This window comes from Pseudomonas putida (assembly GCF_028682175.1).
GTDB classification, from domain to species: Bacteria; Pseudomonadota; Gammaproteobacteria; order Pseudomonadales; family Pseudomonadaceae; genus Aquipseudomonas; species Aquipseudomonas putida_AD.
In genome coordinates this window covers 84,378-97,978 of record NZ_JANHKS010000009.1, presented here as the reverse complement: position 1 = coordinate 97,978, position 13,601 = coordinate 84,378, and the positions used below count along the sequence as shown (strand labels likewise).

At 60.7% G+C, this 13,601-nt stretch carries 12 protein-coding genes; 2 read left to right on the top strand and 10 right to left on the bottom strand.

Going from position 1 to position 13,601, the window contains the following annotated elements; genetic code table 11:
- Positions 1 to 18 precede the first annotated feature (18 nt).
- The 5 genes from NPS29_RS09085 to gcvA all read right to left on the bottom strand — a co-directional run bounded on the left by NPS29_RS09085 (position 19) and on the right by gcvA (position 5,324).
- Positions 19 to 969 (bottom strand): ABC transporter substrate-binding protein, encoded by a 951-nt coding sequence (locus tag NPS29_RS09085; RefSeq protein ID WP_274132110.1) that lies wholly within the window; start codon positions 967 to 969, stop codon positions 19 to 21.
- Positions 966 to 2,090 carry an NAD(P)/FAD-dependent oxidoreductase gene (locus NPS29_RS09080; RefSeq protein ID WP_274132109.1) on the bottom strand — a complete coding sequence of 375 codons (1,125 nt, stop codon included), beginning with the start codon at positions 2,088 to 2,090 and terminating at the stop codon, positions 966 to 968. Before NPS29_RS09080 ends, NPS29_RS09085 begins: the two co-directional genes overlap by 4 nt.
- A gap of 15 nt (positions 2,091 to 2,105) precedes the next feature.
- The gene (locus NPS29_RS09075) at positions 2,106 to 3,614 is read right to left on the bottom strand and encodes a methionine--tRNA ligase (RefSeq protein ID WP_274132108.1); all 1,509 of its coding nucleotides are present in this window, start codon (positions 3,612 to 3,614) and stop codon (positions 2,106 to 2,108) included.
- A complete protein-coding gene (locus NPS29_RS09070; protein WP_274132107.1) occupies positions 3,614 to 4,057 on the bottom strand; it encodes a cupin domain-containing protein in 444 nt (147 codons plus the stop codon). Before NPS29_RS09070 ends, NPS29_RS09075 begins: the two co-directional genes overlap by 1 nt.
- 358 nt (positions 4,058 to 4,415) lie before the next feature.
- Positions 4,416 to 5,324 (bottom strand): transcriptional regulator GcvA, encoded by a 909-nt coding sequence (gene gcvA, locus NPS29_RS09065; RefSeq protein WP_274132106.1) that lies wholly within the window; start codon positions 5,322 to 5,324, stop codon positions 4,416 to 4,418.
- Positions 5,325 to 5,480: 156 nt separating this feature from the next.
- Here gcvA and NPS29_RS09060 point away from each other — a divergent pair, with 156 nt between their 5' ends.
- Entirely contained in the window at positions 5,481 to 6,404 is a 924-nt protein-coding gene (locus NPS29_RS09060) for a DMT family transporter (RefSeq protein ID WP_274132105.1), read from the top strand.
- A gap of 63 nt (positions 6,405 to 6,467) precedes the next feature.
- Positions 6,468 to 7,388, top strand: a complete 921-nt coding sequence (locus tag NPS29_RS09055) for a LysR substrate-binding domain-containing protein (RefSeq protein WP_274132104.1) — start codon at positions 6,468 to 6,470, stop codon at positions 7,386 to 7,388.
- Between the two features lie 101 nt (positions 7,389 to 7,489).
- Here NPS29_RS09055 and glmS read toward each other — a convergent pair whose 3' ends face one another.
- From glmS to atpD, 5 genes are all read right to left on the bottom strand, one after another.
- Positions 7,490 to 9,325: a glutamine--fructose-6-phosphate transaminase (isomerizing) gene (glmS, locus tag NPS29_RS09050; protein WP_274132103.1), complete on the bottom strand. Its 1,836-nt coding sequence runs from the start codon at positions 9,323 to 9,325 to the stop codon at positions 7,490 to 7,492.
- Between the two features lie 9 nt (positions 9,326 to 9,334).
- Positions 9,335 to 10,102: a DeoR/GlpR family DNA-binding transcription regulator gene (locus NPS29_RS09045; protein WP_274132102.1), complete on the bottom strand. Its 768-nt coding sequence runs from the start codon at positions 10,100 to 10,102 to the stop codon at positions 9,335 to 9,337.
- 140 nt (positions 10,103 to 10,242) lie between these two features.
- A complete protein-coding gene (gene glmU, locus NPS29_RS09040; protein ID WP_274132101.1) occupies positions 10,243 to 11,607 on the bottom strand; it encodes a bifunctional UDP-N-acetylglucosamine diphosphorylase/glucosamine-1-phosphate N-acetyltransferase GlmU in 1,365 nt (454 codons plus the stop codon).
- A gap of 133 nt (positions 11,608 to 11,740) precedes the next feature.
- Positions 11,741 to 12,166, bottom strand: a complete 426-nt coding sequence (locus tag NPS29_RS09035; protein ID WP_274132100.1) for a F0F1 ATP synthase subunit epsilon — start codon at positions 12,164 to 12,166, stop codon at positions 11,741 to 11,743.
- A 44-nt stretch (positions 12,167 to 12,210) separates the two neighbouring features.
- Positions 12,211 to 13,587: a F0F1 ATP synthase subunit beta gene (gene atpD, locus NPS29_RS09030; protein WP_166593945.1), complete on the bottom strand. Its 1,377-nt coding sequence runs from the start codon at positions 13,585 to 13,587 to the stop codon at positions 12,211 to 12,213.
- Positions 13,588 to 13,601: the final 14 nt, after the last annotated feature.

Here is a 13,601-nt window from a genome sequence, read left to right as displayed (position 1 = left end):
AGCCGCTCGTGGCCCGATTCAACTCAACAGACGTCGCTCGTGGACGCGCTGGCCTTCGTAGACCCACAGCGAAACCCGGGCGTGATCGTTTTCCCCATTGCTGAAACTGATGAGACCTGCGGGCGTTGTGAACTGGTCGAAACGCAGCGCGTTGAGCAGGCTGCGGCGCTGGCCGGCGGCCATTTCAATCAGCGAAAAGGCCGCCAGTGTCTCGATGGCGTAGACCGGGGCCTGTTCCCCATAAATACGTTGATAGGCATGGTCCACCGACTGCGCCTCGGGCAGGTCGCTCGCCACGGGAAAGCTCACGGCATAGATGGTGCCGGTGCGCTCCAGGCCCGCGACCAGCGCAGGTGATGCCGCGTCGTCGGTGAAGAACAGCGGTAATCCACAGGCGCTGGCGCGGTTTTCCACAAGGAACTGGCGGCTGGCTTTCAGGCGTCCACAGAACACCACTGCGTCGGCTTGGGAGATGTCCTCCACGATCTGCACTGTGGATAAGTCATCAGCCCCGTCCCTCAGCTCTTGCAGTTGCCGCTGACCGTGCAGGCTGGGGTCGGCAAACAACGCCAGCCTGCGTAATCCCTGGGCTTGGGCAAACCCCAGCAAGCGCCTGGCCAGCACACGGTCCGATGCGCAGATACGAAAGGTGGTGCTGCCCTCTTCGGTCAGCGCCGCACAGGTCGATGCCGGAAGGATCAGCGGAATCTGTGCCTGTGCATAAGTTTCCACCACCGCCGCGGCGGACTCGGAAGCGAAGTGGCCGATCACCGCATCGACGCCTGCTTCGATGAAACGCTCAGCCGCCGCCCGCCCTCCCGCTGCGTTGGCTCCGTCGTCGAAATAGAAGTGCTGCGCACGGCGAACGTTGCCGAACAGATGACTGGAGAGATAAACCCCGCGCAGAAAGCTGCGGGCGTGCAGTGTGGTGCCGACGTCCAGCGCCGCGCAGATACCCAGGCGCATCATGACAAGGCCACCTCGGCGAACCGCGAGGGACAGAACGCCTCCATGGTCGAGCGGTGCGCGGAATCCAGTGCGATCCCCGCCATCAGCCCGCCCAGCTCCGAGGCCAGCAGTTCAGCCACCCGTGGCGCCATCTTGAAACCGATGCCGCAGAACCCCGTCGCCAGGTACAGGTGACTCTTGCTCGACACCCGGCCAATCAACGGGCGACCGTCTTCTGTATACGCGTCCCAGGCGATGTGCGTCGCAATCGGCAGGCTGTGCTGGCTGTCATACCCGAGCCTGGCAATGCGCTCGACGACATCCTGCTCGTTGTCCAGCACGGACAGGTTGAGCTGTTCGACACGGGCGGCGCGATGGCGACGCTGTCCGCCGACCTGCATCAGGTTGCTGCCCAATGGCAGGAGGTAAGTGTTCAGATGATGGGCGATCACCGGCATGCTCGGCGCCTGGTCACAGCTGAGCCTGGTGAACGGAATGGTGCGCGCATGCACTGCACCGTACGGCCTGGACACCGGACTGCTGGCGCCACAGGCATCGATCACCCAGGTGGCTTGCAGGTGCAGCTTGCCGGCGTTCACCTGGACTGCGCCATCCAGCTCGACGCAGTTATCCACAGCCAGATGATCGAGAAAGGTCGCGTTGCTGCGCACGTACTGGCACAGGCTGGACACCGCTATCCGCGCATCGACCATGCCGGCGTTGCGTTCGATCAGCAGGCATTCGTCCGGGCAGAACGCGGAGAACCGGCCGTTGTCCAGGGCGCCCACCGAGGCGTGCAGCTCGACACTCTGCGAGCCTTCGCTGCCCACCGCGTCAAGGTACTTGCCGCACACCTCGGCACTGCCTATGTAGGCAACGCCCGTACGTTTGAGCGCCCCCTCGAACAATGTGTTGACGATGCCGGTGCTGGCGTAATTGGCGCCGCGGCTGGTCAGCGGCCGTAGGACGGGGTCCAGTTCCAGGCTGCGCACGATGCCACCGGTGTCCCGGGTCGCGCCCTGGCCGCCGCCGATGCCCTTTTCGATCAGGGCAACGTCCAGCCCGTTCTCGACCAGGGCCGCAGCGATCGAAGCCCCCATCACACCGGCGCCGATCACGATCACATCGAAGGTGGTTTTCATCAACGTGCCTCCCGATCAGATCTCGTATTCGACGGCGCTGACGTACACCAACTGATGAAACACTTCGTTTTCGGTAAACCGGCAGTAGCGCAGGATCTGCCTGGCAAGATCAGGGAACACCGGTGCGCCGATAGCCCCGATCAAGGCCATGTAAGGCAGGATCCGCTTGCCCAGCAATTGCCGGTCGCGGGCTGCGTTGATGATGTCGGACAGCAGCACCGCCAGGCCCTTCATGGTGAAGTGGTCCACGGACGTCACCTCGAACCAGCGGGCGACCAGGATCTTGATCGCGGCGGCATCGGCCGAGGTCACTTTCAGATTGTCACCGTCGACCCGCTCGCGTTCGGCCTGGACGGCCAGCTTGAGCAGCACCTCGTTGAAAATCTCTTCGCGCCAGGTGGCGAATTTCTCAACGTCGAAATCGTCGGTGTCCTGCTCCGGTGCGATCAGCGCCAGATAGAACCGGGCGCTGTCGGTGCAGGCGTCGGCAACCAAGTCCCGCGCCCAGATTGCATAGTTGCGGCTTGTGGATAAGTTCTTGCCATTGAGGGTCAGGAACTGGTTGGTGTAGAACGTCTGGCGCATGCGGTAGCCGTGCATGGTCTGCAGCAGCGCCGGATAGACCATCATGTGGCTGAAGGCGCAGTCATAACCCAGGAAATGCACGAGGCGGCCCTTGCCTGAGCGGCAGTACTCGTCGTATTCCCACGGCGCGTGCTTGTGCTCGTTGAGGTACTCGCGAAACGCACCCAGATACCCGGACAGCCCCATGACCCAGGTGTGAATGCGCCGGCTGCCATCGGGCTTGAGGTCCAGGCCGCCGTCATGTGGGCGGGTGATGCCCCAGTCCACCGGGCCGAGCTCGAATTCCTCATTGAGGAAGCGGCGAATGAACGGGCGCAGCGGCGTGTGCTCGAAGCTGTTTTTCAGGTGGCTGCGGAAGTTGGACAGCGCCAGGAACTCACGCTCCACCGGCCTCCAGATCATGGCCGCAGAGCACAGCTTGCAGCGGAAATTGCTCATCTTCGAGGCGTTGGGCGTGTGCGCGCACTCCTCGCACTGGCTGGCGTCGGAGTCCGAACCGCAGTGATCGCAATTGCCCCGCCCAAAGGCCTCGTAACCCCACTTGTCGCAGTGTTCGCAGTAGGGTTCCTGGCTGACTTTCTTGTAAATGGCACCCGCCTTCACGGCATGCTCGTACATCTCATCAACGGCTTTCTTGAAGTAATTGTTGCGGTACGGGCGCATCCAGAAGTCGATCTCGATACCCATTCTCTTCAGGGTATCGTTGATCTTGTCGGTGTTTTCCAGCGCCAGCTCCTGAGGCGCGCGATCCAGTTCGATGCCCCGGCGCAGCATGTAGGACTGGTAATCGTCGGAGTACGACACCAGCGTGCAGTCATGCCCGCGCTGGCGCTGGGCGCGGGTGAAGATGTCCGCCGCCAGGAATGGACCGGCCATGTGGCCGATGTGCAGATCGCCGTTGGGAGTCGGCGGCGTGATGGTGACCAGGAGCTTGCCCATTACGAAGCCCTCGGCCCGGACACATCGTGAATCGGCGCCTTCTGCATGGCGAACTCGTTCAAGGCCAGGGCTTGCTGAGCATCTTCATCGAGGAAACGGTTGGCTGAATCGCGGTCCCACCAGACCACGTAGAAGTGAAAGTCTTCGTCGGTGTCGTTCACCACGTAGTGGTCGGTGTGTTTGGGGATAGCAGCGATATCGCCCATGGTGAAGGGGAAGGTCTGATCGCCGACCACCAGCGTCGCGCTGCCCTTGATGCCGATAAAGAATTCCTGATCGATCTGCGTGTGCGACAACGACTGAGTGTGTGGGCGAACGACGCACCAGCCGCCACCGATTGGCGTTGGATAACCGTTCCAGGGCAGCAGCCTGGACCCGTCCAGATCATATTCATGGACCAGTTTGTCCCAGGCCATGGGACGAAAGATTTGGAAGTCAGTCATGAAGTTCTCCTTAACCCCGCAGCATCGCTGCGCGTTGTTTTATCGGCGCCAACCCCTGCGCAATAACGCCGTTGAATGGGGAGATAAGCTGAAGAAATTCGGGGAAGGGAGCAAACAAGAAATACGCAATTGGCAGTTAAGTCTGACTTAACTCAACTTTGCTTAATCGTTAAAAATATCAGGTGTTTAAGCCGCCAATGACGGTTCAATGTTGTATTTATCAACACTGAAGCAGGACTTAACTGTATTGATGACCTGTAGGAGTGAGCTTGCTCGCGATGCGTCCGTTCAGACACATCCGTAGTGCCTGGCACACCGCATCGCGAGCAAGCTCACTCCTACAGGGTCGTTCTACGAACTATCGGGTAGTGAATTCCCGCTGGCTGGCGATGGCCTGGGACACCAGCCAGTCGCGGAACTGGCGGCTGGACTTGGGCAGGATCGCGGTCTCGTCATAGACCAGGTAATACGCGATGGGCGTGTCGATCGTCGCACGAAACGGCACCACCAAGCGCCCCGAAGCCAGCTCCTCGCGAATCAGCGAGCGACGCACCAGCGCGATCCCCATCCCCGCCAGCGCCGCTTCGATCACCCCGTTGGAATCAACGAAAACCGAGCCACGGTGCACCGCCGCTTCAGCGTCCTCGATACCCACCGCCCGCAGCCACAATGCCCAGTCTTCGCGATGCTCATCGTGGAGCAGGTTGTAATTGGTGAGATCGATAGGCGAAGACAGGTAGCGTGTGTCCGGCAGCAGGCTGGGGCTACAGACCGGCTGCAGGCGGTCGTTGATCAGCATTTCCACCTCCAGCCCCGGATAGCGCCCCAGGCCATGACGCACCGCGAAGTCGACGCCATCGCCCAGCAGGTCCACCAGGCGGTTGGTGGTGCTGATGAGCACTTCGATGCCCGGGCACTGTGCGTGAAAGTCCGGCAGGCGCGGCAACAGCCACTGCATGGCAAAGCCACTGGTGCAACTGACCGTGATGGTATTGGGGCCGTTGTCGCTCATGAGCCGCTGGGTCGCATCGCTGATCTGGCCCAGCGCCGGGCGCACCGCACGCAAGTAGATCTTGCCTTCGGGGGTCAGTTCCAGGCGCTTGGTATTGCGGATGAACAGGGTGACGCCGACCGCTTTTTCCAGCTTGGCGATCTGCTGGCTGATCGCCGCTGGAGTGACGAAAAGCTCGCCCGCCGCGCCTTTCATGCTCGAGTGACGCCCCGTCGCTTCAAAGCAGAGTAATGCGTACAGGGGCGGGAATTTCATGCAGGTCCTTGGGTTAAGAAAATCTAATGTGCTTTAGAAAAGCTCGCTTGAGCACCGCTTCAGACACTGCTCAAATCATCACACCCCGACTCGACAAGCGTCAATCGGCAAGTTTCCGGTCGCGTTTTCAATGTTGTAAACCAGGAAGGAAGTGTCATGAGGCTATCTGATTATGTTCGGTTACTTCTCCTCGCGGCGATCTGGGGAGCAAGTTTTCTGTTCATGCGGGTGGCCGCGCCAGTATTAGGCGCATTACCGACTGCATTCTTTCGGGTATTACTCGGCGCCATTGGCTTATTGGTGATTCTGGCGATACTCAATACTCGCCATGACTTTCAAGGCAAACTCAAGGCAACCATGGTGTTGGGCGTCATCAACTCGGGTATCCCCTTCCTGATGTACAGCATGGCCGCATTGATGTTGCCGGCCGGTTATTCGGCCATCCTCAACGCCACCACCCCGTTGATGGGCGTGTTGATCGGCTCCATGTTCTTCAACGATTCCCTCACGCCAAAGAAAATGGCCGGCGTGTTCATCGGCTTGCTGGGGATAACTCTGCTGACCACCACCGGCCCAGTCACATTCACCAGCACAGTGGTCATGGGCGCGCTGGCGTGCCTGGTCGCTACCAGTTGCTACGGCGCAGCCGGTTTCCTGACCCGGCAATGGATCGCCGACCAGGGTGGCCTTGACGCAAAACTGGTGGCCTTCGGCAGCCAGGTGGGTGCAACGCTGTTCCTTGCACCGTTCTTCGCCATTTCAACCACCGTCAGCCCACCGGCCAGTTGGGGTGATTCAACGGTCTGGCTGTCGCTGGCAGCCGTAGGTTTTATCTGCACGGCCTGTGCATACATTCTGTACTTCCGGCTGATTGCCGACATCGGCCCGGTTCGCTCACTCACAGTGACCTTCCTGATTCCTCCCTTCGGCGTGCTCTGGGGCGTGTTGTTCCTCAATGAAAGCCTGTCGGCTGGCCACCTGTACGGCGGCGGACTGATCTGCCTCGCGGTGTGGTTCGTCCTCAGCAAGAGCAAACCCAAGCCGGTGGTGGAAACCCAGGACACCCCAGCCACCAGCTGATTTGAAAGTTATCCACAGAGGACAATGGTTTGCTGGCTGTAGCAACCGGGCGGAGTACGCACGATGAGTAGAGCGATCCCGTTGATAGCCCTTCGCACCTTCGTGGAAGTGTGCAAGGTCGGCAGCATGAAACGTGCGGCGGATCACCTGTGCGTGTCGCCTGCGGCCATCAGCCAGCAGATCAAGGGCCTCGAAGACCAGATCGGCAAGCGCCTGTTCGAGCGCGACGCCAAGGGCATTCAACTCACCGCCAGCGGCCGGACCCTGTACGACGAACTGAGCGGCACCTTCGACGTGATCGAAAAGGCCTGGTCAGGCGCCGCGCTCAAACAACCCCGCCAGACCCGACTGGCCATCAGCACCACCTCCACCATTGCAAGCTCCTGGCTGATCCCGGCACTGGGCAGCTTCAAGGAACGTTGCCCGACCATCGAAATCTCGATCCAGATCTGCAACGGCCTCTCAGATCTCAAGCACGGCCATGTGGATATCTCGATCCAGCGCGAAATGGCCGCCAGCCCCGACAACCACGCCACCCGCCTGTGGTCGTCCTACCTGATCCCCGTATGCAGCCCCGACCTGCTGGCCAAGCAACGCAACATCGAAAGCCCACAGGACTGCCTGACTTATCCACTGCTGCAAGACACCGAACGCAACTACTGGAAGGTGTGGATGAACGCTTTCGGCATGGGCAACCGCAAGATGATCCAGGGCTCCAGCTACGGTGACGAGTCCCTGTTGATAAGTGCCGCCTGCGCCGGCCAGGGGATCGCCCTCGTCAACAGCGTGTTCGCCTCCGAAGCCCTGCAATCACGGCGGCTGGTGCAAGTCACCCATGCCACATCGGAGCTGAAGTTCGATTACTTCGTGTACTGCGCCAAGGAACGGCGGGAGGAATGGGCGATTGTGGAGTTCATGAAGTGGGCGGTGCAGCAGGCCGGAAAATGTGCGCGGGGGGCGGCGGTTGAGGTCGATGCGGCTTAGGTTGGGGTAGTTTTCAACAGCCGGAAACTACAAACCCGCCATTTAGGCGGGTTTGTAGATTGTTGAGGTCAGCGAACCGACCACTCAAGCATGTGGATAACTCACTCCACAGTCACCGACTTCGCCAGATTACGCGGCTGATCGACGTCCGTTCCCTTCAGCACTGCCACGTAGTACGACAGCAGCTGCAGCGGGATGGTGTAGAGGATCGGGGCCAAGGCGTCGATGATGTGCGGCATCGCGATGACGTGGGTGCCTTCGCCGTTGTTGAGGCCGGCTTGTTCGTCGGCGAAGACGATCAGTTCGCCGCCGCGAGCGCGGACTTCCTGCAGGTTGGATTTGAGCTTTTCCAGCAGTTCGTTGTTGGGCGCGACGGTGACCACTGGCATGTCGCTGTCCACCAGGGCCAGCGGGCCGTGTTTGAGTTCGCCGGCCGGGTAGGCTTCGGCGTGGATGTAGGAAATCTCCTTGAGCTTCAAGGCGCCTTCCATCGCCACCGGGAACTGTGCGCCACGACCCAGGAACAGGGTGTGGTTCTTTTCGGAGAACAGTTCGGCGACTTTTTCCACAGTGCCGTCCATTGCCAGTGCTTCGCCCAGGCGGGTCGGCAGGCGGCGCAGTTCTTCGACCAGTTCGGCTTCGACGCCCTCGGCCAGTGTGCCTTTGACCTGGCCCAGGGACAGGGTCAGGAGCATCAGCGCGACCAGTTGGGTGGTGAACGCCTTGGTCGACGCGACGCCGATTTCCGGGCCGGCCTGGGTGAGAAGGGTCAGGTCCGACTCACGCACCAGTGAACTGATGCTGACGTTGCAGATGGCCAGGCTTGCCAGGAAGCCCAGTTCCTTGGCGTTGCGCAGCGCAGCCAGGGTGTCGGCGGTCTCACCGGATTGCGAGATCGAGACGAACAGGGTGTCGGGCTGGACCACCACCTTGCGGTAGCGGAATTCGCTGGCGACTTCGACCTGGCATGGAATGCCCGCCAGGCCTTCGAGCCAGTAACGCGCGACCATACCGGCGTGGTAGCTGGTGCCGCAGGCAACGATCTGCACGTTGCGCACTTTGGCGAACAGCTCGGCTGCCTGCGGACCGAAGGCCTGTACCAGTACCTGCTGCTGGCCGAGACGGTTTTCCAGGGTGCGCTGCACGACTTTTGGCTGCTCGTGGATTTCCTTGAGCATGAAGTGGCGGAACTCGCCCTTGTCGGCGGCTTCGGCGCCTTCGCGGTACTGCACGGTTTCACGCTCGACCGGCAGGCCGGCGGCGTCCCAGATCTGCACGCTGTCGCGGCGGATTTCGGCGATGTCGCCTTCTTCCAGATACATGAAACGGTCGGTCACCTGGCGCAGGGCCAACTGGTCAGAGGCCAGGAAGTTTTCACCCAGGCCCAGGCCCACTACCAGCGGACTGCCGCTGCGGGCGGCAACCAGGCGGTCTGGCTGACGTGCACTGATGACCGCCAGGCCGTAGGCGCCGTGCAGTTCCTTCACAGTGGCTTTCAGGGCGGCGGTCAGGTCCGGCGTGTCCTGCATTTTGTGATGCAGCAGATGGACGATGACTTCGGTGTCGGTATCCGAGGTGAACAGGTAGCCCAGGCCCTTCAGACGCTCGCGCAGCGGCTCGTGGTTTTCGATGATGCCGTTGTGGACAACTGCCAGCTCGCCGCTGGAGAAATGCGGGTGAGCGTTGTGCTCGACCGGCGCACCGTGGGTCGCCCAGCGGGTGTGGGCGATGCCCAGACGGCCAGCCAGTGGCTCGCCGGCCAGCGATTGCTCCAGCTCGTTGACCTTGCCAACGCGGCGGCGGCGCTCAAGCACACCGGCGTTGCTGAAAAGCGCCACACCGGCGCTATCGTAGCCGCGGTACTCGAGGCGCTTGAGGCCTTCGAGCAGGATGGCAGTGACATTACGTTCAGCGACGGCGCCGACAATTCCACACATGGTCTTCTCCTAGGAAACAGCGGCGCAGATCAAAGTAACGCCGCGGGCCTGAATTTGTTCGCGTGCCTCCTGAGGCAGGCGATCATCGGTAATGAGGGTATGGACGCTGCTCCAGGGCAGTTCCAGATTGGGGATCTTGCGGCCGACCTTGTCGGCTTCCACCATCACGATCACTTCGCGGGCCACTTCAGCCATGACACGGCTCAGGCCCAGCAGCTCGTTGAAGGTCGTGGTGCCACGCGTCAGATCGATGCCGTCGGCCCCGATGAACAACTGATCGAAGTCGTAGGAACGCAGGACCTGTTCGGCGACCTGCCCCTGAAACGACTCGGAATGAGGGTCCCAGGTGCCGCCTGTCATCAGCAGCACCGGTTCGTGCTCCAGTTCACCGAGTGCGTTGGCAACGCTCAGGGAGTTGGTCATGACGACCAGGCCCGGTTGCAGGCCCAGTTGAGGAATCATCGCGGCGGTGGTGCTGCCGCTGTCGATGATGATCCTGGCGTGTTCGCGGATTCGCGCCACTGCAGCGCGAGCGATGGCCTGCTTGTACCTGGACACCGGCTGGCCGGGCTCGCCGATCAGTTCCTGCGGCATGGGCACCGCGCCACCGTAGCGACGCAGCAGCAGGCCGTTGCTTTCCAGTGCCGCAAGATCCTTACGAACCGTAACTTCGGAAGTTTCGAAACGCCGGGCCAAGGCTTCCACACTCACTTCGCCCTGCTCGTTGAGCAAGGCGAGGATGTTGTGGCGACGTTGGGGAGTATTTCGTTTCGACATTTCGCGCTTAAGTTTCGTTTCGAAAGATAACGATGCGAATAGAAACCTATCGAAAGATTTTCGTCAAGCAGGATGCGCAAATTTCATCACGCACGGCCCGAAACCGCCCAAGGGGCGATCCGGGACCCGTTGTGGATAACTTACTTCTTGAGCTTGACCGGGCGCTTCCAGCCGTCGATGTTGCGCTGGCGTGCCCGGGCGACGCCCAGTTGCTCGGCGGCAACGTCCTGAGTAATGGTCGAACCGGCTGCGGTGGTGGCACCGGTGGAGATATCCACAGGGGCGACCAGCGAGTTGTTGGAACCGATGAACACGTCTTCACCCAGCACGGTCTTGTGCTTGTTGGCACCGTCGTAGTTGCAGGTGATGGTGCCGGCGCCAATGTTGCTGCGCGCACCGATGACCGCGTCTCCCAGGTAGGTCAGGTGACCCGCCTTGGCGCCCTCGCCCAGGTGTGCATTCTTCAGCTCGACGAAGTTACCCACATGGGCGCGAGCCTCCAGTACGCTGCCAGGGCGCAGGCGGGCGAACGGACCGGCATCGGCAGCCTCACCGACGATGGCGCCTTCCAGATGGCTGTTGGCCTTGATGATCGCGCCCTTGCGCAGGGTGCTGTCCTTGATGACGCAGTTCGGGCCGATGGAAACGTCGTCCTCGATGACGACCGTGCCTTCCAGGATGACGTTGATGTCGATGAGCACATCACGGCCAACAGTGACCTCGCCCCGCACGTCGAAACGCGAAGGATCACGCAGGGTGACGCCCTGGGCCATCAGGCGGTGCGCTGCACGCAACTGATAATGCCGCTCAAGCTCGGCGAGCTGCTTGCGATCGTTGGCGCCCTGCACTTCCATGGCGTCCAGCGGTTGCGCGGTGGCGACAGTCAGACCGTCGCTGACGGCCATGGCGATGACGTCGGTCAGGTAGTACTCGCCCTGGGCGTTGTTGTTCGACAGGCGACCCAGCCAGTCCGCCAGACGCTTGCCGGGCACCGCCAGAATGCCGGTGTTGCCTTCCTTGATGGCTTTTTCCGCCTCGCTAGCGTCCTTGTGCTCGACGATCGCGCTGACGCGATTCTGCGCGTCCCGCACGATGCGGCCGTAGCCGGTCGGATCGTTCAGATTGACCGTCAGCAGGCCCAACTGCTGGTCGTTTACCAGGGTCAACAGGCGGTTGAGCGTTTCGACTTCGATCAGGGGCACGTCACCGTAAAGGATCAGCACGGTATCGGCGTTGAGTGCAGGCACGGCCTGGGCGACCGCATGGCCGGTACCCAGTTGCTTGTCTTGCAGAACGAAATTCAGATCATCGGCCGACAGGCGCTCACGTACCTGATCGGCGCCGTGGCCGATCACCACTTGAATGCTTTGCGGAGACAGCTGGCGAGCGCTGTGGATAACGTGGCCCAGCATGGAGTTGCCGGCGACAGGGTGCAGCACCTTGGGCAAGGCCGAGCGCATGCGTGTGCCTTGGCCGGCGGCAAGAATGACGATATCGAGAGACATGAAGAGATTCCAGACGAGCGCAGCCACAGCTGTGCAGATGATTCAAAAGAAGGGCCGATGTACAAAGGCTTGAAAAAGAAAAAGGGTAGCCGAGGCTACCCTTTTACTCAATCGCGCATAAGCATCGTTGGCCTTAGCCGCCGAACTTCTTGCGAATTTGCTGAACGGTGCGCAGCTGGGCTGCGGCCTCCGCCAGACGTGCAGCAGCAGATCCGTAATCGAACTCCGCGCCGCGTTCATGCAGTGCTTTCTCGGCAGCCTTGACGGCTTCCTGAGCAGAGGCTTCGTCCAGGTCGGCAGCGCGTTGCACGGTATCGGCAAGCACTTTGACCATGTTCGGTTGAACCTCAAGGAAACCACCGGAGATGTAGAACACCTCGGCTTCTCCACCCTGCTTGATCAGACGGATAGGACCCGGCTTCAGATCAGTGATCAGCGGCGCGTGACCTGGAGCAATACCGATATCACCCAGGTTACCGTGTGCAATCACCATCTCGACCAGACCGGAGAAAATCTCTCCTTCCGCGCTGACGATATCGCAATGGACTGTCATAGCCATTTGCTTGCCTCAACCTGATTAGCGCCCGTTGCCGGGCGCCTGGATTACAGTTTCTTGGCTTTCTCGATCGCTTCTTCGATGCCGCCGACCATGTAGAACGCTTGTTCTGGCAAATGGTCGTACTCACCGGCGAGGATGCCTTTGAAGCCAGCAATGGTGTCTTTCAGGGAAACGTATTTACCCGAAGCACCGGTGAAGACTTCAGCCACGAAGAACGGCTGCGACAGGAAGCGCTGAATCTTACGAGCGCGGGATACCAACTGCTTGTCGGTTTCCGACAGCTCGTCCATACCCAGGATCGCGATGATATCTTTCAGCTCTTTGTAACGCTGCAGAACGTACTGGACGCCGCGAGCGGTGTCGTAGTGGTCCTGGCCGATAACGTTCGGGTCCAGCTGGCGCGAAGTCGAGTCCAGTGGGTCAACCGCCGGGTAGATACCCAGGGAAGCGATGTCACGGGACAGAACGACGGTGGCGTCCAAGTGGGCGAAGGTGGTCGCTGGCGACGGGTCGGTCAAGTCGTCCGCAGGTACGTAAACGGCCTGGATCGAGGTGATCGAACCTTCTTTGGTCGAAGTGATGCGCTCTTGCAGCACGCCCATCTCTTCAGCCAGGGTCGGCTGGTAACCTACTGCGGAAGGCATACGGCCCAGCAGTGCGGATACTTCAGTACCGGCCAGTGTGTAACGGTAGATGTTGTCGACGAACAGCAGAACGTCGTTACCTTCGTCACGGAACTTCTCGGCCATGGTCAGGCCGGTCAGAGCAACGCGCAGACGGTTTCCCGGCGGCTCGTTCATCTGGCCGTATACCAGTGCCACTTTGTCCAGAACGTTGGAATCCTTCATCTCGTGGTAGAAGTCGTTACCCTCACGAGTACGCTCACCCACACCTGCGAACACGGAATAACCGCTGTGCTCGATGGCGATGTTACGGATCAGTTCCATCATGTTTACGGTCTTGCCGACACCGGCACCACCGAACAGACCGACTTTACCGCCCTTGGCAAACGGGCAGACCAGGTCGATAACCTTGATGCCGGTTTCCAGCAGGTCGTTGCCGCCTGCCTGGTCAGCGAACGAAGGCGCTGGACGGTGAATGCCCCAACGCTCGTCAGCTTCGATCGGGCCAGCTTCGTCGATCGGGTTGCCCAGGACGTCCATGATACGGCCCAGGGTACCTTTACCAACCGGTACGGAGATGGCTGCACCGCTGTCGATGACGTCCAGACCGCGCTTCAAGCCTTCGGTGGAACCCATCGCAATGGTACGAACTACGCCGTCGCCCAGCTGCTGCTGGACTTCCAGGGTAGTTTCCGCGCCTTGTACTTTCAGCGCGTTGTAGATGCTCGGTACGCTGTCGCGTGGAAATTCCACGTCGATCACGGCGCCGATGATTTGAACGATACGTCCGCTACTCATTAGCTGGATCCTCT

What these genes read in the sequence shown, in the direction of transcription:
- NPS29_RS09085 (WP_274132110.1), bottom strand. Translation starts at nt 969, where the DNA reads ATGATGCGCCTGGGTATCTGCGCGGCGCTGGACGTCGGCACCACACTG.
- NPS29_RS09080 (WP_274132109.1), bottom strand. Translation starts at nt 2,090, where the DNA reads ATGAAAACCACCTTCGATGTGATCGTGATCGGCGCCGGTGTGATGGGG.
- NPS29_RS09075 (WP_274132108.1), bottom strand. Translation starts at nt 3,614, where the DNA reads ATGGGCAAGCTCCTGGTCACCATCACGCCGCCGACTCCCAACGGCGAT.
- NPS29_RS09070 (WP_274132107.1), bottom strand. Translation starts at nt 4,057, where the DNA reads ATGACTGACTTCCAAATCTTTCGTCCCATGGCCTGGGACAAACTGGTC.
- gcvA (WP_274132106.1), bottom strand. Translation starts at nt 5,324, where the DNA reads ATGAAATTCCCGCCCCTGTACGCATTACTCTGCTTTGAAGCGACGGGG.
- NPS29_RS09060 (WP_274132105.1), top strand. Translation starts at nt 5,481, where the DNA reads ATGAGGCTATCTGATTATGTTCGGTTACTTCTCCTCGCGGCGATCTGG.
- NPS29_RS09055 (WP_274132104.1), top strand. Translation starts at nt 6,468, where the DNA reads ATGAGTAGAGCGATCCCGTTGATAGCCCTTCGCACCTTCGTGGAAGTG.
- glmS (WP_274132103.1), bottom strand. Translation starts at nt 9,325, where the DNA reads ATGTGTGGAATTGTCGGCGCCGTCGCTGAACGTAATGTCACTGCCATC.
- NPS29_RS09045 (WP_274132102.1), bottom strand. Translation starts at nt 10,102, where the DNA reads ATGTCGAAACGAAATACTCCCCAACGTCGCCACAACATCCTCGCCTTG.
- glmU (WP_274132101.1), bottom strand. Translation starts at nt 11,607, where the DNA reads ATGTCTCTCGATATCGTCATTCTTGCCGCCGGCCAAGGCACACGCATG.
- NPS29_RS09035 (WP_274132100.1), bottom strand. Translation starts at nt 12,166, where the DNA reads ATGGCTATGACAGTCCATTGCGATATCGTCAGCGCGGAAGGAGAGATT.
- atpD (WP_166593945.1), bottom strand. Translation starts at nt 13,587, where the DNA reads ATGAGTAGCGGACGTATCGTTCAAATCATCGGCGCCGTGATCGACGTG.